At 51.5% G+C, this 23,824-nt stretch carries 21 protein-coding genes and 1 tRNA gene; 9 read left to right on the top strand and 13 right to left on the bottom strand.

Going from position 1 to position 23,824, the window contains the following annotated elements; translation table 11 throughout:
* Positions 1-67 precede the first annotated feature (67 nt).
* Together H8B09_RS07475 and H8B09_RS07470 are read left to right on the top strand one after the other, a co-directional pair.
* A complete protein-coding gene (locus H8B09_RS07475) occupies positions 68-586 on the top strand; it encodes a hypothetical protein (RefSeq protein ID WP_224753392.1) in 519 nt (172 codons plus the stop codon).
* A gap of 117 nt (positions 587-703) precedes the next feature.
* On the top strand, positions 704-1,255 hold the full coding sequence (locus H8B09_RS07470; RefSeq protein WP_191202903.1) for a type 1 periplasmic-binding domain-containing protein: 552 nt from the start codon (positions 704-706) through the stop codon (positions 1,253-1,255).
* Between the two features lie 362 nt (positions 1,256-1,617).
* Here H8B09_RS07470 and H8B09_RS07465 read toward each other — a convergent pair whose 3' ends face one another.
* Both H8B09_RS07465 and H8B09_RS07460 read right to left on the bottom strand, forming a co-directional pair.
* Positions 1,618-1,722: a helix-turn-helix domain-containing protein gene (locus tag H8B09_RS07465; protein ID WP_263576128.1), complete on the bottom strand. Its 105-nt coding sequence runs from the start codon at positions 1,720-1,722 to the stop codon at positions 1,618-1,620.
* A gap of 128 nt (positions 1,723-1,850) precedes the next feature.
* Complete coding sequence (locus H8B09_RS07460) at positions 1,851-4,505, bottom strand: adenosylcobalamin-dependent ribonucleoside-diphosphate reductase (protein WP_191202901.1); 2,655 nt, start codon at positions 4,503-4,505, stop codon at positions 1,851-1,853.
* A gap of 314 nt (positions 4,506-4,819) precedes the next feature.
* On the opposite strand from H8B09_RS07460, the gene H8B09_RS07455 reads away from it, so the two are divergent.
* From H8B09_RS07455 to H8B09_RS07445, 3 genes are all read left to right on the top strand, one after another.
* Positions 4,820-6,640: a DEAD/DEAH box helicase gene (locus H8B09_RS07455; protein WP_191202900.1), complete on the top strand. Its 1,821-nt coding sequence runs from the start codon at positions 4,820-4,822 to the stop codon at positions 6,638-6,640.
* Positions 6,637-7,602, top strand: coding sequence for a YqhG family protein (locus H8B09_RS07450; protein WP_191202899.1), 966 nt, complete (start codon positions 6,637-6,639; stop codon positions 7,600-7,602). The genes H8B09_RS07455 and H8B09_RS07450 overlap by 4 nt, the downstream gene beginning before the upstream one ends.
* 164 nt (positions 7,603-7,766) lie before the next feature.
* Positions 7,767-8,741, top strand: a complete 975-nt coding sequence (locus H8B09_RS07445; protein WP_191202898.1) for a hypothetical protein — start codon at positions 7,767-7,769, stop codon at positions 8,739-8,741.
* On the opposite strand, the gene H8B09_RS07440 is transcribed toward H8B09_RS07445, so the two are convergent.
* Positions 8,732-8,986, bottom strand: a complete 255-nt coding sequence (locus H8B09_RS07440) for a YqzE family protein (RefSeq protein ID WP_191202897.1) — start codon at positions 8,984-8,986, stop codon at positions 8,732-8,734. The two genes, H8B09_RS07445 and H8B09_RS07440, sit on opposite strands and share 10 nt — an antisense overlap.
* Positions 8,987-9,126: 140 nt before the next feature.
* Here H8B09_RS07440 and H8B09_RS07435 point away from each other — a divergent pair, with 140 nt between their 5' ends.
* On the top strand, positions 9,127-9,987 hold the full coding sequence (locus tag H8B09_RS07435) for an N-acetylmuramoyl-L-alanine amidase family protein (protein WP_191202896.1): 861 nt from the start codon (positions 9,127-9,129) through the stop codon (positions 9,985-9,987).
* Here the strand turns inward: H8B09_RS07435 and H8B09_RS07430 are convergent.
* A complete protein-coding gene (locus tag H8B09_RS07430; protein WP_224753390.1) occupies positions 9,910-10,824 on the bottom strand; it encodes a divergent polysaccharide deacetylase family protein in 915 nt (304 codons plus the stop codon). The two genes, H8B09_RS07435 and H8B09_RS07430, sit on opposite strands and share 78 nt — an antisense overlap.
* A gap of 192 nt (positions 10,825-11,016) precedes the next feature.
* Here H8B09_RS07430 and H8B09_RS07425 point away from each other — a divergent pair.
* Positions 11,017-11,103: transfer RNA gene (locus H8B09_RS07425), tRNA-Leu, on the top strand.
* A gap of 63 nt (positions 11,104-11,166) precedes the next feature.
* The gene (locus H8B09_RS07420; RefSeq protein WP_191202895.1) at positions 11,167-11,436 is read left to right on the top strand and encodes a YkgJ family cysteine cluster protein; all 270 of its coding nucleotides are present in this window, start codon (positions 11,167-11,169) and stop codon (positions 11,434-11,436) included.
* Positions 11,437-11,531: 95 nt separating this feature from the next.
* Here the strand turns inward: H8B09_RS07420 and H8B09_RS07415 are convergent, their stop codons facing one another.
* Entirely contained in the window at positions 11,532-12,269 is a 738-nt protein-coding gene (locus tag H8B09_RS07415) for a YwiC-like family protein (protein WP_191202894.1), read from the bottom strand.
* Positions 12,270-12,452: 183 nt separating this feature from the next.
* Between H8B09_RS07415 and H8B09_RS07410 the strand changes: the two genes are divergently transcribed.
* Complete coding sequence (locus tag H8B09_RS07410) at positions 12,453-13,148, top strand: Crp/Fnr family transcriptional regulator (protein ID WP_191202893.1); 696 nt, start codon at positions 12,453-12,455, stop codon at positions 13,146-13,148.
* Between the two features lie 59 nt (positions 13,149-13,207).
* Here H8B09_RS07410 and ric read toward each other — a convergent pair whose 3' ends face one another.
* From ric to lpdD, 8 genes are all read right to left on the bottom strand, one after another.
* Positions 13,208-13,924, bottom strand: coding sequence for an iron-sulfur cluster repair di-iron protein (gene ric / locus H8B09_RS07405; RefSeq protein WP_191202892.1), 717 nt, complete (start codon positions 13,922-13,924; stop codon positions 13,208-13,210).
* A 109-nt stretch (positions 13,925-14,033) separates the two neighbouring features.
* Complete coding sequence (locus tag H8B09_RS07400; RefSeq protein ID WP_191202891.1) at positions 14,034-15,554, bottom strand: MFS transporter; 1,521 nt, start codon at positions 15,552-15,554, stop codon at positions 14,034-14,036.
* Positions 15,555-15,572: 18 nt separating this feature from the next.
* Positions 15,573-16,277: a respiratory nitrate reductase subunit gamma gene (gene narI, locus H8B09_RS07395; RefSeq protein ID WP_191202890.1), complete on the bottom strand. Its 705-nt coding sequence runs from the start codon at positions 16,275-16,277 to the stop codon at positions 15,573-15,575.
* On the bottom strand, positions 16,274-16,846 hold the full coding sequence (gene narJ / locus H8B09_RS07390) for a nitrate reductase molybdenum cofactor assembly chaperone (RefSeq protein ID WP_191202889.1): 573 nt from the start codon (positions 16,844-16,846) through the stop codon (positions 16,274-16,276). The genes narI and narJ overlap by 4 nt, the downstream gene beginning before the upstream one ends.
* 2 nt (positions 16,847-16,848) lie before the next feature.
* The gene (gene narH / locus H8B09_RS07385; RefSeq protein ID WP_191202888.1) at positions 16,849-18,333 is read right to left on the bottom strand and encodes a nitrate reductase subunit beta; all 1,485 of its coding nucleotides are present in this window, start codon (positions 18,331-18,333) and stop codon (positions 16,849-16,851) included.
* Entirely contained in the window at positions 18,323-22,003 is a 3,681-nt protein-coding gene (locus H8B09_RS07380) for a nitrate reductase subunit alpha (protein WP_191202887.1), read from the bottom strand. The genes narH and H8B09_RS07380 overlap by 11 nt, the downstream gene beginning before the upstream one ends.
* A 205-nt stretch (positions 22,004-22,208) precedes the next feature.
* Positions 22,209-23,216, bottom strand: coding sequence for a GTP 3',8-cyclase MoaA (moaA, locus tag H8B09_RS07375; protein WP_191202886.1), 1,008 nt, complete (start codon positions 23,214-23,216; stop codon positions 22,209-22,211).
* Positions 23,209-23,589 (bottom strand): prenylated flavin chaperone LpdD, encoded by a 381-nt coding sequence (lpdD, locus tag H8B09_RS07370; RefSeq protein ID WP_191202885.1) that lies wholly within the window; start codon positions 23,587-23,589, stop codon positions 23,209-23,211. The genes moaA and lpdD overlap by 8 nt, the downstream gene beginning before the upstream one ends.
* Between the last annotated feature and the right edge of the window lie 235 nt (positions 23,590-23,824).

Genomic DNA, 23,824 nt, shown 5'->3' with positions numbered 1-23,824 from the left:
AACAATCAATATGAAAGGAAACCGATGAAAATCGAACTGCATTACACTTTAGGTGGAGAAAAACATTTTGGCATATATAGAAAAATATAAGCGCTTACAAACCTCGGGTTTAAGAAGGGAGGAATTCATAAAACCGGTCGTCATGAAAATGCAAAAATACTCAAGAAAAAAAATGAAGTTCTTCCGTTTGATGGCTAAAAGTTGCTTGTTGTTAGGGGATTATGAGTATCATGGTGAGCACATGGCCGGGAGTAGCCCCAGTTTATGCGGCGAATTGGAATACGAATCTGTCCGGGGATACGACATTATCGGAAACTTGGACGAAGGTGGCAGGAGATTGGTTGAGCGGCGTCAGCGGCGTAGGGGCTATGCCTTTGATATGACAACCTCAGATGTAGAAATGAACTTTGTCTTTGAGACTGATGTGAAAGTAGACGCCTCTTCACCTTATGGCGTTGGATCTTTGGTCTTTCGTTCCAATGCAGACGGCAGCAAGTCCTATGTGGTCAGTCTCGACCCGAACCTCGTCGCATTTTTGCTATTCTGTATCAGCATTTATCGATCGTTGTTAATGCCTGTGCGTTAGATGAATCGATATTTCTTTTGCGATCTCTATTTAACACTTTCCTTCCATGTACCTGCACCATTTTCATTGCCATGTCCGTGTGTTATTAGACTCCGCTTTGTGCAGCAAGCTCATCCGATGCAGAAGCAGAATTCTTTTTCTAATCCTTTACAATTTTCACAATTACTAACCTTGGATCTGCCAAGAAATTCTCACTTTGGTTCTTCATTGCTTTGCGGTTTAGAGAAAAAGATCAGTTCTGAAGGATTTATCCTCTCGATTCATATTGTACGCGAGACGGAGCTGGAATCGCTGCAACTGCCATCGAACTTTGACAAAGCCAAAGTTGATGGCATCGTTTGCATAGAGTTGTTTAACAGAAAATACTCCGAATTTATTGATTCTTTAGGAATTCCCGCTATCTTCATTGACGCTTCGGCAGAATTATTCTATCCGGAATTGAATACGGATGTGTTGTTAATGGAGAACGAATACAGTACTTTCTGTATGACCAAGAAAATCATCGAACAAGGCAGCAAGTCACTGGGATTCGTAGGCGATTACATGCACTGCAAGAGCTTCCATGAGCGATGGATCGGATTCAACCTTGCTCTACAAACTTCAGGTATTAAACCTGATGACAGTTATAGCATCACCGAAGCAGACCGGTTTATTGCAGACCCTAAATGACTTGAGCAGAGGATTCATGAGATGGAGGCATTACCAGATACGCTCGTATGCGCGAATGATTTTATCGCCATTAACGTCAAGCGCATATTAAAAACAAAAAAAACTTCGAATACCGGAGGATATTAAGATTTGTGGCTTCGATGACTCACCTGAATCCATGATTGTGGAGCCATACTTGACAACTGATCATAGATTAACTCCATTGTTCCTCCAGCTTTATTTCATCATCATATTTCTTGAATTGAGCTCCTTTCTTTGGTGGCATAAAAAATCCCCTCCGGTTGACAGTAATAAGTTCATCATATCATGAACTCTTTTTTCACTGTCCACCGTAAGGGGATAATACCACAGGTTCTTTTACTTCATATTCTTTTTCTGTATTCACTCGGTTTACATCCAGTGATCTTTTCGAAAAGCTTCGAGAAATGTGTCGTATCTGTATATCCAACTCTTTGACAAACCCTCATAAATCCGTAGGTCGCTCTTCTCAAGAAGTTCTTTAGAACGTTCAATTCGAACATTTGTCAAATAATCCAGATAGTAATGTAATAATGAAGAAATGATGATGAACTGGACTTTTTTATTAGATTCCCTATCAATTACAACGGCTATATCCACAGTTGCTGCAAGTCTTACATCCCTCAACGTTCATAAGCGACGCCGAGCCGCAAGAGGTACAGAGATCAAGCGAGCTTGGCTGGCCAACATATCCGCCGGCTTGGCCTGCCTCTGGAGCTGCTTGGAGCGATGCTGGCGCGGATTGCTTCGCCGCTGAATGCGCTGCTTGATAAGCAGCGAATGCAGCCGCTTCCTCTGCCGATTCCGCATGTGTCTCGAGCGCCTTCGCTACCGCGTCGGCAATCGATTCAACGCGGTTAGCGCCGAAGCCGATCGCACCGGAACCGCCGATGCCCTTTAAGTGCTTCACGAGCAGCTTCACTTTGTTGCCGTGATCGCCATAGCGCAGGAACAGCGAGCAGACGCGACCGAGCGCTTCAGCCATTGCGAATACGTCCGAACCCGCTTTGCCGACGTTCAAGAAGATTTCGCTTGGCGTTCCGTTCATGTCATTGATCGTAATGTAAGCCATGCCGAATGGCGTGTTGACTTTATAGGTTGCACCGCGCAGCACTTGCGGACGGCGCTTATATTCTTTGTCGAACACTTGCTCCTGCTGCGGCGTTACACTTGCATTCAGCGTTGTGTTCAGCTGACCCACTGTCGTACTTTCTGCAGCAGCCGATGCGGCTGCCGTAGCTGCAACTGCTTCATCGGCCTGCGGCACAGGCGCTGGTGCAGCAGCTTCTTCCTTCTTCTCATCCTTCGAAGATGTGGACAATACCTGCACATCGCGGCTTCCGTCGCGATAGATCGTTACGCCTTTGCAACCGAGATCGAATGCGAGCTCATATAGCTCCTTCGTCTCTTCGACCGTGAAGTCGTTCGGCGCGTTCGCCGTCTTCGAGATGGAGCTGTCAACCCAGCGTTGAATCGCCGCTTGCACACGGATGTGATCCTGTGCGGACAGGCTCATCGAAGTAACGAAGTACTCTGGCAGCTCTTGACCTGGATTCGCGTCGATCCATTCCTGTGCGATCGGCACAAGCTGCTTGTCGTAGCCAAGACGACTCTGACGATAATATTCGAAGGCGAAGTATGGCTCGATACCGGTCGATGTACCAACCATCGTACCCGTGCTTCCCGTTGGAGCCTGCGTAATGATCGTGACGTTGCGCACGCCATTTTTCTCGACCGCATCGCCAACCTCTGGGTACTCCTCCACCATATTTTGCATAAATCCGCTCTGCAGATACAGTTCTGCATCGAATGCCTGGAACGAACCTTTCTCTGCAGCAATGTCCGACGAAGCCAGATACGATTCACGTGCAATGAAGCCGTACAACTTATCAAGGAACGACAGCGATTCAGGTGATCCGTAACGAATGCCCAGCTTAATCATAAGCTCTGCCAGACCCATCGTGCCGAGACCGACACGGCGTTCCTTCTTCTGATTCGCTTCATTCTCAGGGAAGTGGTACGGTGTCTTGTCGATGACGTTATCTAGGAAACGAACCGACCAACGCGTAACGCGGCTAAGCTCTTTCCAATCCACATCATCCGCAGCCTCGTCGTAGAACTTCGACAGATTAATAGCCGATAGGTTACAGACACCCCAAGCTGGCAGGCCTTGCTCACCGCAAGGGTTCGTACAGATGATCGGATTGAAATACCAGCTGTTCGACATTTGGTTGTAGTATTCCATGAATACGACGCCTGGCTCAGCCGATTTCCATGCCGATTCGATAATCGTATGCCACACTTCGCGTGCACGAACCGTTTTGTAGTGAATAACCGGATGACCCGCAGATTTCCACTTCTCCAGATCGCCGTCCCACAGCTCATCGTAGCCTGGCGTCTTCGTATCCGGGAATACGAGCTCCCACTCGAGATCTTCTTTCACAGCCTTCATGAAGCCGTTGCTGACGCATACCGACAGGTTCGCGTTGGTCACTTGGCCAGGCGTTTGCTTAACCGTAATGAAATCGAGCAGATCCGGATGCCAGTCATTGATCATGAGCATCAGCGCTCCGCGGCGGCTGCCGCCTTGTTCGATCAGGCCTGTCGTGTAGCTGAACAAGCCGCCCCAAGATACACTGCCGCTGGAGGAACCGTTCACGCCTGCAACGATCGCGCGGCGAGGACGAAGCGAAGACAGGTTGATGCCTACACCGCCGCCGCGTGCCATGATTTCCGTCATCTCGGAGAGCGTCGCCATAATGCCGCCGCGGCTGTCCTTCGGCGAAGGTATGACATAGCAGTTGAACAGCGTTAGCTCTTCACTAGCGCCCGCTCCTGCTGCGATACGGCCGCCCGGCACAAGCTTCCAATCATCGAGAATGTAACGGAACTTCTCTGTCCATTCCTTTTGCTTGTCAGCTTTCTCTACCGATGCCATAGCGCCTGCGAGACGATCCCACATTTCCTCCGGCGTCTTCTCGACCGTTAACGTCAGTTTCTCAACCGACGATTCAACCGTATCGCCGCTGCGCAGCTTCACCGTTACACGTTTGTCTTCGCGTGCAACGACTTCGCCCACTTCCTTCGTAGGAAATTTAGGATCGTCCTTCGTTAATACGAGTACAACATCCCCGACCTTCGTATCATTCGTATCTGCATTCTTCCATGCATAACGATCCAAGAAAATTTTCTCGCTTAGTCCTTCAAGACGCTTGCTTCCCGCTCTAACCATCCGCCTCGCATCCTCCCCGATTTCGTGTTCCTCTACCCATATGAATTAGCTATATTGCATGAAGTCGATACCATATATTGTGTCTGATCATCATTATACTATACTAAATATAGATACACATGGCGCGTACAAGCTGATTTTACCGATTCTCCATATATTTTCGCAAGCTTTCTACATTTTGCTCTAACAAGCTCGTCCAATGTCGATATTTCATAAGATATCTCACCTTGACATTCCACCCTCTTATGAATTGCCGCAAGCAAGGCCATACTAGAGCAATCACACCCACAACGTGGCAGGAAGGGAGCTCATCTATGCTGCAACCGAACCAACCGACGAATCCGTCACGCTCCGAACCAGCCGCGAGAGGCAAGCTGCATCCGCTCGTAGAATGGCAGTTTGACCGGTCCTGGTTCGACGAGCTGCAAGCCAGATTGAACCGCAACGGCCCATGGGATAACTGGCAGCTCTATCAATTGGCGGTAGAGGCTGAGCAAGCGAAACAGGTCACAAGCTTTGACGAACTCCGATGTCTGCGCTGTCTGCCTACACTTGAACCGATGCCCCATCAACTATCAACGGCCAGCAAAGTTCTGCACGAGATGGGCGGCCGGGCTATTCTAGCTGACGAAGTCGGACTTGGCAAAACGATTGAGGCTGGTCTTGTGCTCAAAGAATATATGGTCCGCGGTCTTGTGAAGCGAGCGCTTATTCTCGTTCCCGCATCGCTTGTGCTGCAATGGGTGCGAGAGCTGAACCAGAAGTTCGGTATCTCCGCAGTCGCGCAGAAGAAGGAGCATACATGGCAGTACGACGTCGTCGTCGCATCCATGGATACCGCCAAGCGGGAACCGCATCGCGAGAAGCTGCTTGCTCAAGATTACGACATGCTCATTATCGATGAGGCGCACAAGCTGAAGAATAAGAAAACAACGAACTACCAATTCGTTAATCAGATGAGTAAAAAATATTGCCTGCTCCTCACCGCAACGCCGGTGCAGAATGATCTGGACGAGCTGTACAACCTCATTACACTGCTCAAACCCGGCCAACTTGGCGGTCAGAGCGAATTCGCAGCGAATTTCGTCGTCGACAAACGTCTGCCGAAGAATGAGGACCAGCTTCAAGAAGCACTGTCAGGAGTCATGATCCGTAATCGTCGCGGCGATGGCGGCATCCATTTTACGAAACGGATCGTTCGCAACATCCCTCTCGCGCTATCGCCTGAGGAGAAGGCACTGTACGACGGCGTCACCGCCTTCGTAAAGGAACGAGTCGTCGAGACAATCGCCGACATGGCCAGCATGCTGTCGCTCGTTACGCTGCAGCGGGAAGTATGTTCCAGTCGTGATGCCGTCTTCGTAACACTCGTAAATCTCTTCAAGAAAACTGCTGAGGATTCACCTCTTCGCGCCAAAATATGGGGTCTTGTCGAGAACATCCGAGCCATCACCTCGAATACGAAAGCCGAGAAAGCAATGGAGCTTATTCGAGAGATTGATGACAAGGTCATCATCTTCACGGAATACCGTGCGACCCAAGAGTATTTGCTCAACTATTTCCGTGATAACGGTCTCTATGCAGTTCCTTATCGGGGCGGCATGAACCGCGGCAAGAAGGATTGGATGATGGATCTGTTCCGCGGACGCGCGCAGGTGCTCATCGCAACGGAAGCCGGCGGTGAAGGCATCAATCTGCAGTTCTGCCACCATATGATTAACTTCGATCTGCCTTGGAATCCGATGCGCGTCGAGCAGCGGATCGGCCGTGTGCATCGGCTCGGACAGCAGCATGATGTACGAATCTACAACCTGTGTACGCTCGGTACGATTGAAGAGCATATCGTTTCTCTGCTGCATGAGAAAATCAACCTGTTCGAGCTTGTCATTGGCGAACTCGATCATATTCTCGAACGTTTCGAGAAGCAGGAGCTTACAATCGAGCAGCAGATCGCCCGATTGGTCGCCGAAGCTGGCGACAGCAGCGAGCTGCAGCGCCGAATAAGCGGCCTTGGCGATTCGCTTAACCGCATTCGCACAGAGGTACAATCGGACAGCACGCTCGAAGAGGAAGACGCGCTGGGCAACTTGCTCGATGCCGTCGGCCAGACAATCTCGATGGAGGCTAGCCAATGAATGAACGCCAAGTGCACCGGTATGTACAACGGTTTCTCGATGCGATGGACTGCACCGTACTGGAGAAATCGCCCGCTCATTTCAAAGTGAAGCTGTCGCCAGCAGCAGACCGCGCACTGACGAATCGTCCATATTATTGGAGCTTCGTTGATCGTACTGGAGCCGAGCCGGAAACCATGTCGATGCTGCTCGTAACTGACCGAACTAAATTCGATGCAGCGGAAGCAGCGGCTGAAGCTCAGAAGCAAGCGCAGCAGCAACAACCAAAGCCGAATTCAGATGACCCGCTTTCTTCAGCAGCCGAGGCAGCTCTCGCCCGCTCCTTCGGGTTCGTTCACGGCGAGGTTAATGCGATTCGTATGCCAAGGGAAGAGCTTCATTTTGGCTCACGCAGACTGGATCAGCTGTTCGACGCCAGCCAAGCTGGCGGCAGCTACGTCTATTTGTTTCAAGAACCCGAACGCAAACATCTGCTGCCTTACGACTCTACGCCTTATACAGCATGGCTGGGCGTCAATATGAAAGTAGAATTCGCCAGCGATCGCAAACGGGAGGAGCTGTATTCCTTCGGTGTATCCTTAGCATCCGGACAATGCGTGGAGCGATTTCACGATCGGCTGCTGGATCTGAAGATGACGCCGAAGTTGCCGCCGAACGTCCACATTACGAAGAATGGCTTATCGCTAGGCAAGGCGTTATCGACGATCGAACAGACGATCGAGCGCAAGCTCAAGAATCAGGATTACAGCTGGGCAGCGCAAGCCCGTGAACGTCTGGATGAGGAATTGGCGCGAATTCGCAACTATTATGAACCCCTTATCGCTGCCGCGATTGTCGAGAATATACCTGCGATCACGGAACAGTATGAGAAACGACAAGCCGAAATTCGATGGCAGTATGAGCCACGTGTGACAGCTACCGCCATCAACTGCGGCATTTTTCATCTGGCTGGTATCGATTAAGCAGCATTCACACAAGCAATGACGGGTTTCGCAGCTTTACGGCAAAAATAGAACCAACGCCGCTTACGACCGCGCGACAGCTTCCAACAGCGTTCTCGGAAGCTTGTCCACTACAATGAAGAGGAACGTAAGCGGCTTCATATGAAGCGAAAGGCGGAGATATTATGCGGTTTCGTCATACGAAGAAGCTGTTCGTTATCGTGGCATGCGCTGCTCTGCTGCAAAGCACGGCAAGCATCGCAAGCGCCTCGGCTGATCAGCAGACTTCCCCTGTTCAATCATCGCAGCAGGTTAAGCCTCAAACAGCGGAAGAAAAGAAGCGTCTAGCCGATCAAATCCAGACATGGATGGACGAGCTCGCCAAACAGAAGCCGTTCGCCTCTTGGTCTGGTGCAGATTTTACGGTCGAACCCCTTGGCCCAGGTACCCATTCGTGGTACGTATCGATTTCAGCAGGCGGTAACAAAGTGGGTTACATGATTGTTCACGCAACGGAAAGCGGAGGATTCATGCTTGGCGAATACGGTGCCGGCAAGCGGCCGTTATTCGATTCTGATACGCTGAAGCAAACGCTGCTGCAGCAAGGCGTTATATCGAAGGACAGCACGAACAATGGACAACCATCGTTCCGTGCCGAGAGGCTATACGTGAGCGGTGTGCTCGCGGTCTGGAGAATTGTAACGGCGGATCAGGAGGTGCTGTACGCAGACGCAGCTTCCGGCGATATTTTGCCAACGACCGATTCATCTTGGAGCAAGGCTGTTGTCACCGCTGGGAAAACCGCAGCGCATGCATTTCCAACCTCTGCCGGCCTTCGGTCCAAAGTATATCGCAATCACTACGGGACTTCCTTTGACATCTATGCGGAGCTGCCATGGCTGACGAATACGGGAATGAAGGTTAAATATGTCGAACAGCTAACAAAGCCGCTCGAAGCGAATACGCCAATCCGTTATGTGGCTGAGCTGTATAATCAAACGGCCACCTTCGTCTGGGGGGTTGTCGGATACCAGCAATGGTCGAACAACGCCTTATATTTGGCGCTCGAAGAGCCCGATCCTGAGGGAACCGGGCGCAGCAGCGAGCTTCGTTACATTAATTTATCTGATCTGTCTCCGATGGGCAGCTTCTATCGTTGAGGATGCGCCTCGGAATGGGCACCATGCCCGCGTTTCTGTTCGGAATGACGTTTCTTCCATCCGTTCATCCAGAACATAATCGATAGCGGTGCTATACCGAACCAGCGTGTCATCCATGGCTCCCGCATGGCCTTCGCTTCTTGTCGAAGCTGACGGCGCTGCTGACGCTCCTCTGCTGGCTGACCGACATAGGTGACAAGCTGTTTTCCTACAAATTTGAAGAACTCATCGCGTTTATCTGCCATGTCCGTTCCCTCTCCCTCATCAGTTTGCGATTGCTGACATTCTAATTGTGCCCCGCTGCAAGCATCTATAATCATGAATGACTTTCCTTCTGATGAGCCACGCTAACAGTATGATGGTTCATGCAGGAAGGAGTCCCTTAATGAGACACTATAGACATCGTATCCCTCAAATAACGGTGCGGAGAATCGCCATCGTCTGCCTTTCTTGCGCTGTTCTGGGCTGGCTGCTCGTTGGCAGCACACCATCAGCTGATGCAGATGCTAGTCAACATTATAATGATGAGACGCCCGAACGATTGACTGGCCATGCTGCGGAGGAACAAGCAAGTACGCGTACCGATGCTCCACCGCGATACAAACGAGCACTCCCTTCTGCTGTCGTACTAATCGATGCGGGACATGGCGGAATCGATGGCGGAACGAGCAGCGGCCAAATTTTGGAGAAGGATATCAATCTGGCTGTTGCTCAGAAGCTTTATTTGTTATTACGCAGCCAAGGCATTACTGCAGTGTTGAATCGAACGGGCGATTATGCGCTTAGCGAAGACAATCGATGGCATGTGACCCGTTCTCGCCATCGCCGGGATCTGTCTCAGCGCAAAGGATTGTCGGACGAGATCGATACGACGCTGTTCGTCAGTCTGCATGTGAACGCAGCCAAGTCCAGCTCCAAGCGCGGCCCGCTTGTCCTTCACCAGACAAACGGCGAAAGCGCCCTGCTTGCTTTCTGCATACAGGACGCTCTCAATCAGCTTCAACGAACGAATGCTCTGCCTAGACAAGGCGATCCTTACTATCTGCTGCGATCGGTCAAACAGCCTGCCGTTATCGTCGAGATGGGCTTTCTGTCGAACGCCGCAGATCGAAGCATGCTGACGAATCGGAATGCGCAGACGAAGCTTGCCGTAACGATTGCTGCCGGTTTAAGGCAGTATCTGCTGATCGCCGGTCCTCCGAACAAGCTCGGAAACCTTGACGATGACCCCATTCTCGCGGAGTGAAGGCGTTGAGGACAGCAGCACAGCTGCTGTCTTCTTGCCCGATGGTCCAACGTGTCCAATCGCTACGCATTTCTCATGCTCTTCCAGATGCTTGCGCAGGATACCGATTTGCTTGGAAATATGTGCAACGGAATAAACATCGTCCAAGAACACATCGTTAGACACGAGCGGTACGTTCAGTTCGGCAGCTACCTTAGGAATAACGGTCTTGAACGTCGTACGGCTGTCGAGAAAGAACAACCCGTGCTCCTTGCACACCTGCAGAACAATGCGCATCACACGTTCATCCGCCGTTACTTTGGAGCCCATATGATTGTTCATCCCGACCGCAAAAGGAACATTATCGATCGCAGCTTCTACCCGCTTCCGAATTTCACTGTCTGGCAGATCGGTCGTCAAGGCGCCAGGGCCAAGCCATTCCTTCTTCCCTTTGTTCGGCTCCATCGGCATATGCACGATAACGTCATGGCCAAGCTTATGCGCCGTCTCCGCATCCGACTTCGTTGTTGGCATGAATGGCATCACCGCTATCGTAAACGGAAAAGGAAGCTTCATCATTTCGGCTGTTCCCGTCATTCCATTGCCGAAATCATCGATGACAATGGCGATACGTTTCGAAGCGGCCTTCGATTCGCTCGCTGCAGGCAAGACTGAGTTAGATTGTACAGGCGTGGCCGTTGTTCTGTAGGTCGTAAGGTTAGGCGCCGGAGCGAACGCTATCAGCATGAAGGTACCGACCGTTGCAGCAGCAATGCGCAGCATTCGCCGCGTTCGTGAACGTCGATGGCGTGTATTCAGGTTCGTCTTATCATCCAGCAATGGATTGCGATATCTCATTTCTTCAGGCACCGCCTTCTGTCTCAAAGTATGTTCATTGTGTGTGGCTTTACCGAGAAATATGTACCGGTCGCATGCTGTAAATACAGGCTATCCCCACCTTCGTCTGCACTGTCTGAAAATTTAAACTTTCTTAATATCGTTGACTTACGTTTAACGGACATGCTATATTAACTTTCGCAAGTTCATTGTGCGGTCATGGCGGAATTGGCAGACGCGCTGGCTTCAGGTGCCAGTGGTAGCAATACCGTGGAGGTTCGAGTCCTCTTGACCGCACCATCTATAAGAGGTTCCAGCGCATGAGCTGGAACTTTTTTTATTTCTATGGGAGGTGAATCGCTAATGGAGTGCCGTGTCGGATGTGCTGCTTGCTGCATTGCCATTACGATTAGTTCACCTATTCCCGGTATGCCAAGCGGCAAACCAGCTGGCGTGCCTTGTGTTCAGCTAACGGCGGACAATAAATGCAAACTGTTCGGCAAGCCGGAGCGTCCAGCTGTATGCGGCGGATTCGAGGCGGCTGAATATACGTGCGGCGAGACGAATGAAGATGCGTTCCGTATTCTTCGGATGCTTGAGGAATGGACAAAACCCTCTGCGAACGAACCCTAACGTAACATAGTTCGGCGAGCACGCGCTCAACCAACCTATATTAATAAGTGAGACCCCCCTAATGCTTTCATTAAGGGGGTCTCTTGTGCTTCGGCTCATACATACATTTGGATCGTAATAACTGACAGAATCGCGAATAGCACCGATCCGACAATTTCGATAATGCCTACCTTCATCGGCCGCATTTGTTTACCCGCGAACATAAAGGTACGAACGGACGAGAATAGGAAGGCTGCAGCCACATACGGAAAACCAACTACAATCGGGATGAACGGTGCTGCCGTGTGGTAAATGCGCGCATAAGCGATCCAACGCTTATTCGTCCGTTCACGGAACACCGACTTCACGAAAAAAACGCTGCCCATAAAGTATAAGAAATTGAACAGCACCAGCTCAGCCATAAGCCAATCCCAACCGCCTCCGCCTAGCCGATACGCTGCCGCAGCACCCAGCGAGAAAGTAACGATGGCACACATATCATTGATGATCGCCCGCTCCGACCGGTGTTTCGCATGCCATATATTGACGACAAGCAGCAGAAGAAGCGGCGCGCTGAAGTAAATAAGCGACGGCGTGTCAATGACCGGTGCGGCAAGACATGCCAATGCGAATGAACCATATCCTACACCCCAGCGATACAATCGGCTCCGATCCGCATGCTTCTTCATCGACTGCAGCAGCGGATACGAAGATAGGTAAATAAACAGCCATGCCAGAAATAGCAGCGCATGCATCCACCGCGTCTCTCCTGCAACCATTCCGAATACGAACGGCACACTGATCATCGCCCATCCGCCGTGTTCATGCGGAATGATGATTTTACTTTTTTTCATAGAAACAACCCCTCTTGCGAAATCATCCTTCGATCAATTATGTACCCTGTGCTGGATCCGATCTGTGACATTGTTCACTTATTCATCTGAATCTTTCATAGTACTATAATAGTTGCAACCAACAGTAGAACAAGTCTGCCCATCGTCTATAATGCCAGCTATCGAGAAGGAAGAAGGATTCCGATGAACAATCAGCGTATAGGTGCATTCCTCCAACAGGTGCCGCTGTTCCACGATTTGACGCCGCATGAGCTCGAACGCGTTGAGGAAATTGTAATCGACCGACAAGTATCCAAGCGGACAGCCATCTTCGCGGAAGGCAGCGAGAAAGAATCGGTCTACTTCATTTATAACGGTCTCGTTAAGACGTTCAAGACAGATGAGAATGGACATGAGCAGATCGTTTCATTCTTGAAGACCGGAGATATGTTTCCGCACACCGGCTTCTTCAATCAACAGCCTTATCCGGCTACTGCTGAAGCCCTTATAGATTGCAAATTAATCGCTATCCCTGTCCGTCAGTTCGAACAACTGATGATGAACAACCCCGGAATCGCCATCAAGTTAATGCGCGTTATGGGGGATAAAATCCGCGAGCTTCAGGAGAAGCTGCAAGTGATGTCTGGGCAAAATGTGAAAAATAAAGTACTCGCCTTTCTGCTTCAGCTTGCCGATCAGCATGGTGAGGTGCGGGCGCACACCATAACGATCAACCTGCCGATGACTCACCAGGAATTCGCCAATGCTATCGGTACGACCCGCGAGACGATTAACCGCATGCTCAATCAATTAAAGGATGAAGGCTTGATAGAGGTCGATCGCAATCGGATCGTCATCACCGATCTAGAAGGATTGAAACAGCAGCGCGAGTTGAAATAATAGAAGGAGCCCCGATACGCGATAGTGCGTTATCGGGGCTCGCTTACTTCTAATTGCTGTTACGCCACGGGAAGCTGCCCAATACGCGGGAACAAAATATTATTCTCGAGATGAACATGTTCGAAAATATCCGATTCCAGCTCCTCGAGCTTAATAAACGTCAACGTATACGTCTTGCATGCATCTTCCGGCAGCTTATAGCCATCCGTTATCGCTCTCATCTCCCGCAGCAAATCCCCGACAGCGCTGTGGTCCGACTCCAGCTCCAGCAGCCCGATCTCCACTTGCTTGCGCGCTTCAGCCGTTGGCTCTTCCGCATACCTTATTAATAGAGGGAACAGTGTCTCTTCTTCTGCTATGAGATGCTGATCCATCTCGAGCTTCAGCTGATGGAACGCGCGGTATAGCAGCGCAAGCTCTTCATGACCATTGCCATGTACGCGATAAACTTTCGTAATGAACTCGCTGAGCAGCGGCAGTTCTTTACGCAAGTAAACGTGATGGCGATTGACGATATGATCGACCAAATCTGCAATCGGCGCATCCTTCCACTGCGCTGGATCAATCGCTTCCTTATTGACCAGTTCAGCGTATGCCTCATTCAATTGCCGAACAATCTCGTTTCCATCGAGCCCGCGCGCTTGGATGACTTCGGTTAGCTTCTTGCCGCCTCCGCAGCAGAAATCGATCTTATACTGTTTGAACAGGTTACTTGCACCAGGAAACTCCGTCACAATTGCGCCGATCTTATCGTTGTCGCTGAATCGTTGATCCATATCCCATCCAACCTCCTGTCGTTGTGTACGAGGTAAGTATAGTGCATCCCCTGTCGCCTCATTGTGATCTAGAACACATTTGTGTAATTTTTCACTAAGTTATCGTTAGCTAACCAGTCCGTTTGCCAGCACCGCGAACATTGCTAATGTCGCTGAACATGCCGGCGTAACACTTCACTTCACCCGCGTCATTCTTTATCGCCGTAATGCTCAGCCATTCTAGATAAATATCGCCGTTCTTGCGCCGATTCCAAATCTCTCCCTGCCAGGACCCATGCTCACGCAGCGAACGCCACATCTCGTCGTAGAACGATTTGTCCTGGCGACCGGACTTGAGCATGCTCGGTTTCTTGCCGACCGCTTCCTCGGACGTGTAGCCCGTTACGGCTGTAAACGCGGGATTGATCGAAGTGATAATGCTGTTCGTATCGGTGATGAGGATCGCCTCAATCGTACTCTCGATAATGTTAGCCGACAGTCGCAATCGGTCTTGGTAATAAAGCCATACAACAAGGATGAGGCAGGACAGCGCAATCTGGGACAGCGCCATGAAGCCGATCGCATAATGGCCTGTTGCATTGTATAGAATGGTCAGAATTAACGGTGGGAAGAATCCGCCCAATCCGCCCATCATGGATATAATCCCATTCGCGATGCCTGCCTGCTTGCTGAAGTACATCGGCACCAGCTTGAAGATGGTACCGTTGCCGGTTCCAGCGCAGAAGGCAACGATCAAGCAGCCAAGCGTATACACTTTCATCGCTGGCGCGAAGGAAAGCACGATGCCTGATAGGGTAAGGCCTGCGAATACGACAATTAATATTTTGAAAGGATTAAACCGGTCCCCCAGCCAGCCCCCGATCGGCCGCATAGCTGTCGCAAGGACAATGAAACCCGCCGTACGTATGCCGGCATCCACCTTAGTTAAGCCGAAATGGCTGACCAAGAAATTCGGGAGATAAACAGTGAACGCAACGAAGCTGCCGAAGGTTAAGAAGTAGAACAGGCAGAGCAGCCACAGCTTCGCGTTCGGCGACACCGCTCGAATCTGCTCCATAAGCGGCGTAACGACCGGCTTCTCCTGCCGATCGCCAAGCACGAAGTTCAACACAGCCATCACAACCAGCAGCACACTGTACAGCAACACGGTCTGCTCCCAGCCGATGCGATCCGCAACAACAGGCGCTCCGAATGCGGATATCGCCGTCCCGAGGTTGCCTATGCCGTAGATGCCGTTGACGAAGCCGTGCCGCTCCTTCGGATAATATTTGGGCAATGACGTAACGCCAACCGAGAATATACCGCCGCCGATGCCGAGAAAGATGCCGCCGATAATAAGCTTCTCGAACGAATCGGCCGCGCTGATCCAGAACACCGGCGCAAGCAGCAGCACGAAGCTGATCATGAATAGCTTGCGAGCGCCGAAACGGTTCGTCCAATACCCGACCGGGACACGAGTAATGGAACCGAACAATACCGGCACAGCGGTTACCCAAGCCAATTGGGACGAGGTCAGCTTAATATCCTCTTTGATGAACGGCATCAATGAAGATAGAATGACCCATACCATGAAGCCAAGCACTAGGCTTACTGTCTGCAGCGGCAGCAGCCTTCTGCGAATTGAATTCATCTGCTCACCCACACTCCTCTAATTACGATTCGATCGGATCGATCCGTCTCTGCGTCTATACAACACATAACTGCGTCTTAGATAGCCGATCGGAAGACTGAACACATGCACTAATCGCGTGAACGGGAATACCAGATAGAGCGCGAAGCTCGTCATCATATGGATCTTGAACCCGATTGGTACCGTACTCATAAGCTCTGGATCTGGCTGTAATACCATCAGTCCCCGCAACCATGGGTTAATCGTCGTGCGGTAATCAAATTCTGTGTGGCTAAGCGCATTACCCGAGGTTGCGAGCACACCTGTCAGAATAACGAGTGCAAGTACAACAATCGCAACACGGTCACCTACACTGCTCGTCGCGCGAATACGGATGACGGTCAATCTGCGGTAAAGCAGGATCAAAACCCCGATTAGCGTTATCACGCCTGCAGGGAGTCCACCTGCGAGCGCACCAATATGGTAAGCCTCATCGCTAATACCTAGCGTGTGATAGACCGATACTGGTACCAGCAAGCCCGCGACGTGACCGAAGAACACCGCTATAATGCCATAGTGGAACAGTAGACTGCCCCACTTCAGCATCCGCTTTTCCAGGAGCTCGCTGGACTTCGACGTCCAACTGAACGGGTTCGTGACATACCGCCAGATGAGCGCAGATACGACGAAAACAACAATCATATAAGGGAGAACGCCCCATAAGAACCATTCCGGCTGACTCACTCTACCCCACTCCCCGCTAGCTGCTGTCCAGAAGCGAACGCCGCTGCCAACACCGTAACCATAGCAAGCAGCAGTTCGAACAACCCTGCATACGAATCCTGCCGGCCCTTCAACTCTTCATGAATAGCAGACAATGTTTGCTGATACTTGCCAATTACTTCAGCAGAATGCTTCACCCCTGCATGCGACACGAATTCAAGCATTAGCGGCAAATAATCGGGCAATTCGCTGCTTGTAAGCTCGAATCCAGCTTCTGCATATAAGCGCTTAAGCTCCAGAAGCGCCTTGCTCCGCTCTCGTTCCTCCCCATGCTGTCCATAGGTCAAATACAAATTCGATTTGCGTCCAAAATCAAACGTCCGAACATACCGGTCTTGCCACGCCAGCTCATTGGATGAAGCGGCTTGCTCGATGAACGCGAGTACCGTACGCCTCGCATCGTCATCCTGCAGCCATTGCGCATCCTCGCGGAGCTCGTTAAGCTGCGCGAACCATTCGCGGTCCGGATACCGTAGTAAGCAACACAGCAGCCCAAACAGTTGCTGTGATTGATCCCAGTCCATAGCCATCGCTAATGCCTCCCCTGTTCGAATACGCCGCATGCACCTGGTCCTCCAGCGAAGTCAAGCCCGCAGCTGCCCTGCTCGTTGAACACATCAGCAACCTGCTCGCGGTGCGATGGCGGGATGACGAAGCGATCGTTGTACTTCGCAATCGCGAGCAGCCGATACATATCTTCAATCGATTGCTTGCTCTGCCCAACCATCTCCAGCATCGCCGGATCGCTCTCGCGACCTGTCTGCTGATTACGCATATGGATGCGCATCACTGCCATCTTGCGCAGCACATCCCGAATGAGTTCGGTATCGCCAGCTGTCAACAGATTCGCCAAATACTCAACGGGGATGCGCATGTTATCGATCGCTGGGAAAATATCATTAGGGTCAAGCGAGCTGCCCTGTCCTTCAATCGTGTTCGTAATCGGGCTAAGCGGCGGCACGTACCAGACCATCGGCAGTGTTCGATATTCCGGGTGCAGAGGAAGTGCAATTTTCCAATCCATGACCATCTTATAAATCGGCGACTTCTGAGCGGCCTCGATCCAATCCTCCGCAATGCCCGCCTTACGTGCTTCCTTAATGACTTCAGGATCGTTCGGATCTAGGAAGACACCCATCTGTGCTTCATACAAATCCTTCTCATCTGGCACTGATGCCGCCTCTTGAACCTTATCTGCATCATAGAACATGATGCCAAGGTACCGGATGCGCCCAACGCATGTCTCTGAGCAAATGGTCGGCAGCCCTGCTTCAATTCGAGGGAAGCACAACGTGCACTTCTCCGCTTTGTTCGTCTGCCAATTGAAGTACACTTTCTTATAAGGACAGCTCGATACGCAAAACCGCCACGCCCGGCAAGCGTTCTGGTCGACGAGTACAATGCCGTCCTCTTCACGTTTGTACATAGCGCCAGATGGACAAGACGATACGCAAGCCGGATTGATACAATGCTCGCATATACGCGGCAAGTACATCATGAATACCTGCTCGAAATCCATCTTGATCGATTCCTCGATGCCGCGCATGTTCGGGTCCTGAGGCCCGGTCACGTGCACGCCTGCCAGATCGTCCTCCCAGTTCGGTCCCCACTCGATGTTCATATACTCGCCTGTCACCTTCGACTTCGGCCGTGCGACCGGTTGATGCTGCTTCGGCGGGCTGTTCGTCAGCTTCTCATATTCGTAGGTCCATGGCTCATAATAATCGTCAATCGTTGGCTGATCGGGATTGTGAAAAATGTTCAGCAACCGCTTCGCGCGAGTGCCTGATTTCAGTTCCAGCTTGCCCTTGCGGAGCACCCAGCCGCCTTTATATCGCTCCTGGTTCTCCCACTGCTTCGGATAGCCGATGCCCGGCTTTGTCTCCACGTTATTCCAGTACATATACTCAGCGCCTGCGCGGTTCGTCCACGTATTCTTGCATGTCACGCTGCACGTATGGCATCCGATGCATTTGTCCAAGTTCATGACCATGCCGACTTGTGCTTTAATGTTCAAGCCAATCCACCTCCTGCAGCTTCCGAATGATGACGTTCAAATCCCGCTGATTGCCGGTAGGTCCGTAATAATTGAAGCCATAACTGAGCTGCGCGAATCCGCCGATCATATGGGTTGGCTTCACATGGATGCGGGTAGGGCTGTTATGCGTACCGCCTCGTGTCTGCGAGATGGAAGTTCCCGGCACATTAATATGTCGATCCTGTGCATGGTACATGAATGCGATGCCTCGCGGAATCCGGTGCGAGACGACAGCGCGAGCGACAACGACGCCGTTGCGGTTGAAGCATTCAATCCAATCGTTATCGGCAATCCCGGTGTCAGCAGCATCCTCATGATTGAGCCAGATCGTTGGTCCGCCGCGGAACAACGTCAGCATCGGCAGCGAATCGTAATACATGCTGTGAATCGACCATTTGCTATGCGGGGTCATATAGTTGAGCACGATTTCTTTGCCGCCTTCAATCGGACGCTTGCTATGAGGGTGGAAAGGCGTATGATTTAAGACCGGTTTAAACGTTGCAAGCGTCTCGCCGAACTCGCGAAGCATCTGGTGATCGATATAGAATTGCTGGCGTCCCGTCAGCGTACGCCAAGGGATGAGACGCTCTACGTTCGTCGTGAAAGGCGAATAGCGGCGGCCGCCCTTCTCAGATCCGCTGAACGCAGGCGACGTAATGACGGTCTTCGGCTTGGACGTAATCTCATCGAAAGTGAAGCATTCCTCTGCCCGCTCCTCCGCCAAATCTTTCAGCTGCAAATTCGTTTTCTTCTCCAACGACTCCCAAGCGCGCACCGCCATATGGCCATTCGTCGTCGAAGACAGCGTTAGAATCGCCTCCGCTACACTGCGGTCCGAACTTATATCAGGACAACCCTCCGACAGTTTCGACATGCGCTGAACACCAAGCGTACGCTGCAGCTTCTCGTATTCCTTGGCAGCGGACCACGAGATGCCTTTGGTTCCAATCGGCTTATCCTTCACATTGGGTCCAAGCGACACCATCTTCTCGTACACGGCTGCATAATCTCGCTCTACGACATGGATGTGCGGCATCGTCTTGCCTGGAATCGGCTCGCATTCCCCTTTGCTCCAGTCGCGAATGATGCCGTGCGGCTGCGCGAGCTCATCGATCGAGTCATGAAGCAGCGGCGTTGCGACGATCTCTTTCTGCGGTCCATCGAAGCTCTCAGCAGCCATCTTGGAGAAGACGCGTGCCAGCTCCTTGAACGTATCCCAGTCGGAACGCGATTCCCACTGCGCCGATACGGCAGGGTTGAATGGATGCACGAACGGATGCATGTCGGTGCTGCTTAGGTCGCTCTTTTCGTACCACGTTGCAGCCGGCAGTACGATATCCGAATAAAGCGCTGTGCCCGCCATGCGGAAGTCGAGATTGACCATCAGGTCGAGCTTGCCTTCGGCCGCTTCATCCTGCCATTCAATTTCTTCTGGCCGCAGGCTGGACGAATCATCGCCAAGCAGTCCATTGGAGGTGCCGAGCAAATATTTCAAGAAATACTCATGACCTTTGCCTGAGCTTGAGATCAGATTCGCCCGCCAGACGAACAGAACACGCGGGAAGTTGACGGGGTTGTCCGGCGCCTCGATCGCGAACTTCAATTTGCGATTCTTCAGCTCTTCTGCGACATAAGCTCCGATCTCTTCCTTCGACTTTGCTCCTGCGCGCTCCGCATCCTGATGCAAGTCGATTGAGCTGCGGTCGAATTGCGGATACGACGGCAGCCAGCCGAGTCGCGCGGCCATTACATTGTAATCCGCAACATGCGTATAATGGGCTTTGCCCGTTAACGGCGAGATTAGTCGGTCAACTGGCATATCCTCGAACCGCCATTGGTTAGTGGCGAAGTAGAAGAAAGAGGTGCCGTTCTGCAATCGCGCTGGCCCTGTCCAGTCTCTTGCGAAAGCGATCGTCTGCCAGCCTTCAGCAGGTCGGAGCTTCTCTTGTCCAACATAGTGCGCCCAACCCCCGCCATTGACACCTTGACAACCTGTCATCATCACAAGATTAATAATGGCGCGATAGATAACATCCGAGTTGTACCAGTGATTAATGCCTGCGCCCATAATAATCATGGAGCGACCTTTTGTGTCGATTGCATTCCTCGCGAATTCACGAGCGATTTGAATGACCGTTTCTTGATTAACGCCCGTAATCGACTGCTGCCACGCCGGCGTGAACGGCCGATCAGCCGACGGATGCATTACGCTAAGACCTCGCTCGACGCCATACTTTGCAAGTACGAGATCATATACCGTTGTCACGAGCCGCGTAGTGCCGTTACATTCGATTGTTCTAACCGGAATCATCTGCTCCATCACATGCGCGCCATCATTATCGAAGAACGGCAGCGATACAGGAAGCACTTCTTGATGTACACCAAGCAGCGACAGGCGCGGAGCGATCGGCTTGTTGTCCTCAGCTGTCTCCATGCGCAAATTCCATGTGCCTTCCTCGCCCCAGCGATAGCCAAGGCTGCCTTTGGGGACGGCCAACGATCCGGTGCTGTCGTCATAGACAACCGTCTTCCACTCCATGTTATTGCCTAACTCGCCAAGGTCATCGGCCACAAGAAACCGCCCCGGCGTATAAACGCCTTCCTTCTCATCAATCGTGATCAGATAAGGAAAATCGGTATACTGCTTCGCATACGAGCTGAAATATTCGGTTTCGTTCTCCACATAAAACTCTTTCAGAATCACATGTCCCATCGCCATAGCAAGCGCCCCGTCTGTTCCTTGCTTCACAGACATCCATGCATCCGCGAACTTAACGAATTCCGCATAGTCAGGGCTAATCGAGACGACCTTCGTTCCTTTATAGCGCGCTTCCGCGAGAAAATGAGCATCCGGCGTCCGCGTCATCGGCAGGTTCGAGCCCCAAACAAGAATGTAGCCGGAATTGTACCAGTCGCTGCTCTCCGGTACATCGGTCTGATCGCCCCATATTTGCGGCGAAGCAGGCGGCAGATCGGCATACCAATCGTAGAAGCTGAGCAGTGGAGAACCAAGAAGCGATAAGAAGCGTGAACCCGCTGCATAGCTGACCATCGACATCGCAGGGATCGGAGAGAATCCGATGATTCGGTCAGGACCGTATTGCTTGATCGTATGAATCATGGATGCCGAGATGATTTGCGTTACTTCCTCCCACGAAGCGCGGACGAGCCCGCCTTTGCCCCGCGCCGTTTTATACGCACGAACCCGCTCAGGATTGTCCGCAATGCTTGCCCAAGCGCTTACCGGATCACTTTCCCGCTCCAGCGCTTCCCGCCACATCTCGAGCAGTACGCCGCGAACATACGGATATTTGACACGAAGCGGACTATACAAGTACCAGGAGAAGCTTGCTCCCCTCGGGCAGCCGCGTGGTTCGAAATCCGGCATATCCGGCCCTGTCGACGGATAATCCGTCGCTTGATTCTCCCAAGCCACAATGCCGTCCTTCACATAAATCTGCCAGCTGCAAGATCCAGTGCAGTTGACGCCATGCGTAGAACGGACGACTTTGTCATGCTGCCATCTTCTGCGATACACATCTTCCCATTCCCGGTCCGCAGTCTTCACTTCGCTCCAGCCATCTGCATATTGTTCCTTGCGCGTGAAGTAAGTGAGTTTTCTCCGTAACGACGATTTCCTGTTGCCCATTGTTAACCTCCTATAAGTTTTTTGCTTTGCTTCGTCGGAATACTTCCCTGCAAGCAAAAAACTTGCTTCGGAAGCATACGCTTCTGTTACTACGAGGTGCTGTCGAGTGTAAAAATACCTCGACCGCATTCGACATGGTGTGATGCCGATCACCCAAAATGGATTATTTTGCTTCAAATCCCGTACCCGTTCATCATTCCGTCAATTATCCGCCGATTTGCGACATTCGCCTGATTGTTGGTACGCCCGATTGCGCCTCGCCGCTTAGCGCTTTAGCCATCTCATGCGTCTGCGGTTTGCGTGCCAGGGCTGAACGGAACAACGACTCGATCGCCGCTGTGTCACCAATATGCTGGCGTACGTTGTATTCATCCTGCCAGTACAGACAAGCTTTGATATGACCGTCTGCTGTCAGACGAAGCCGATTGCAGCTGCCGCAGAAGTGATCGCTGATCGGTCGGATCAAGCCAAATGTGCCAGCTGCTCCCTCCAGTTGGTACGTCGTTGCCGGCCCGCTCCCGTAGATGTCCTCGTGTCGCTCATACGCCCAGCCTAATTCCGTGCATGTATCGAGTACATGAGACAGCGGCACATAGCCGGTTTTCCAGCTAACCCCGTCATTGCCAATCGGCATATATTCGATGAATCGAATATGAATCGGCTGCTCATGCGACATTCGCAGAAACTGTGCCACTTCGTTGTCGTTAACCCCCTTCATCAGCACGACATTGAGTTTGATCGGAAGAAAACCTACCTGATAACTGGCTTGTAATCCCTCCAGAACCTTACGAACATCGCCCCCGCGCGTGATCATTGCGAATTTCTCAGGCACAAGCGAATCGAGGCTGATGTTCACACGCGTCAATCCCGAAGCCTTCAGTCTGTCAGCAAACTGCGCAAGATAGATGCCATTCGTCGATAAGGCGATATCTTCAATGCCGGGAATAGCCGATAGATACTCAATCAGCCGATCCAGCCCTTTTCTTACAAGTGGTTCTCCGCCCGTAATTCGCAGCTTCTTAATGCCAAGCGGTGCCAGCACTTGCACGATCTCTGTAATCTCTTCATAAGTCATCAGCCGATGATCCGGGTCGAACTTCATCCCTTCCTCCGGCATGCAGTAGACACAGCGCAAGTTGCAATGATCGGTTACCGAAATGCGCAAATAGTCATGCACTCTGCCGAATGGATCGACAAGCAGGTTCTTATGCATGCGCATTCTCTCCTTCGTCCAATGACTCAACATGCTCGAGCATCTGGTTTAGCTTGCTTCTCGCCAACTCAACAACCGCTTCAATCTGCTGTTTAGACGGCTGATGCAAGTGGATACCTGCCACCACACTCACCGTTCGCCTGAGTCTATGCGATGCCAACGTTGCAAGCTCAACTGCCAGTTTTCCTTCTCGATGACCTGGGACTGTAACCACCTCACATGGAATGGGCTGGTCATCCGACCGATAAGCAGCAGCTACTGCACCAATATGAGCTGTTCCCCCGCTGACGAGAAACACCCAATCTTGCCCCATCGCCAGTGCTCGAATTTGTATTACATCCTCGCACGTATGACCGTTATCTCCATTGTTCATTGGCAGCTTTCCTTCCTGACGAATGACCTAATGGGCTAAGCATACTGCCAGACAAAGGCTCAGCACTGTGATAATGATCACTCTGCCACCTATGCCGATGCAGTTTATTGAACATCGTGTGACTATCATTCTCAGTGTGATGAGGCTCACAAAGAACGATTGCGGTATGCCCTATAATCGGTGGCATAGCCGTTCAATAGCATTCAGTAATCATGTGACCAAATAATCAAAGAGG

The organism is Paenibacillus terricola (genome assembly GCF_014779765.1).
Classification (GTDB): Bacteria; Bacillota; Bacilli; order Paenibacillales; family Paenibacillaceae; genus Paenibacillus_T; species Paenibacillus_T terricola.
This window is presented reverse-complemented; position numbering and strand designations above follow the sequence as displayed.

Bases quoted from the DNA above. Each gene is read 5' to 3' on its own strand.
- H8B09_RS07450 (WP_191202899.1), top strand. From the start codon at position 6,637: ATGAATGAACGCCAAGTGCACCGGTATGTACAACGGTTTCTCGATGCG.
- H8B09_RS07410 (WP_191202893.1), top strand. From the start codon at position 12,453: ATGAACAATCAGCGTATAGGTGCATTCCTCCAACAGGTGCCGCTGTTC.
- moaA (WP_191202886.1), bottom strand. From the start codon at position 23,216: ATGCATAAGAACCTGCTTGTCGATCCATTCGGCAGAGTGCATGACTAT.
- narJ (WP_191202889.1), bottom strand. From the start codon at position 16,846: ATGGCTATGGACTGGGATCAATCACAGCAACTGTTTGGGCTGCTGTGT.
- H8B09_RS07420 (WP_191202895.1), top strand. From the start codon at position 11,167: ATGGAGTGCCGTGTCGGATGTGCTGCTTGCTGCATTGCCATTACGATT.
- H8B09_RS07460 (WP_191202901.1), bottom strand. From the start codon at position 4,505: ATGGTTAGAGCGGGAAGCAAGCGTCTTGAAGGACTAAGCGAGAAAATT.
- H8B09_RS07445 (WP_191202898.1), top strand. From the start codon at position 7,767: ATGCGGTTTCGTCATACGAAGAAGCTGTTCGTTATCGTGGCATGCGCT.
- H8B09_RS07435 (WP_191202896.1), top strand. From the start codon at position 9,127: ATGAGACACTATAGACATCGTATCCCTCAAATAACGGTGCGGAGAATC.
- H8B09_RS07415 (WP_191202894.1), bottom strand. From the start codon at position 12,269: ATGAAAAAAAGTAAAATCATCATTCCGCATGAACACGGCGGATGGGCG.
- H8B09_RS07470 (WP_191202903.1), top strand. From the start codon at position 704: ATGCAGAAGCAGAATTCTTTTTCTAATCCTTTACAATTTTCACAATTA.
- ric (WP_191202892.1), bottom strand. From the start codon at position 13,924: ATGGATCAACGATTCAGCGACAACGATAAGATCGGCGCAATTGTGACG.
- lpdD (WP_191202885.1), bottom strand. From the start codon at position 23,589: ATGAACAATGGAGATAACGGTCATACGTGCGAGGATGTAATACAAATT.
- H8B09_RS07440 (WP_191202897.1), bottom strand. From the start codon at position 8,986: ATGGCAGATAAACGCGATGAGTTCTTCAAATTTGTAGGAAAACAGCTT.
- H8B09_RS07465 (WP_263576128.1), bottom strand. From the start codon at position 1,722: ATGAGGGTTTGTCAAAGAGTTGGATATACAGATACGACACATTTCTCG.
- H8B09_RS07400 (WP_191202891.1), bottom strand. From the start codon at position 15,554: ATGAATTCAATTCGCAGAAGGCTGCTGCCGCTGCAGACAGTAAGCCTA.
- H8B09_RS07455 (WP_191202900.1), top strand. From the start codon at position 4,820: ATGCTGCAACCGAACCAACCGACGAATCCGTCACGCTCCGAACCAGCC.
- H8B09_RS07380 (WP_191202887.1), bottom strand. From the start codon at position 22,003: ATGGGCAACAGGAAATCGTCGTTACGGAGAAAACTCACTTACTTCACG.
- H8B09_RS07430 (WP_224753390.1), bottom strand. From the start codon at position 10,824: ATGAGATATCGCAATCCATTGCTGGATGATAAGACGAACCTGAATACA.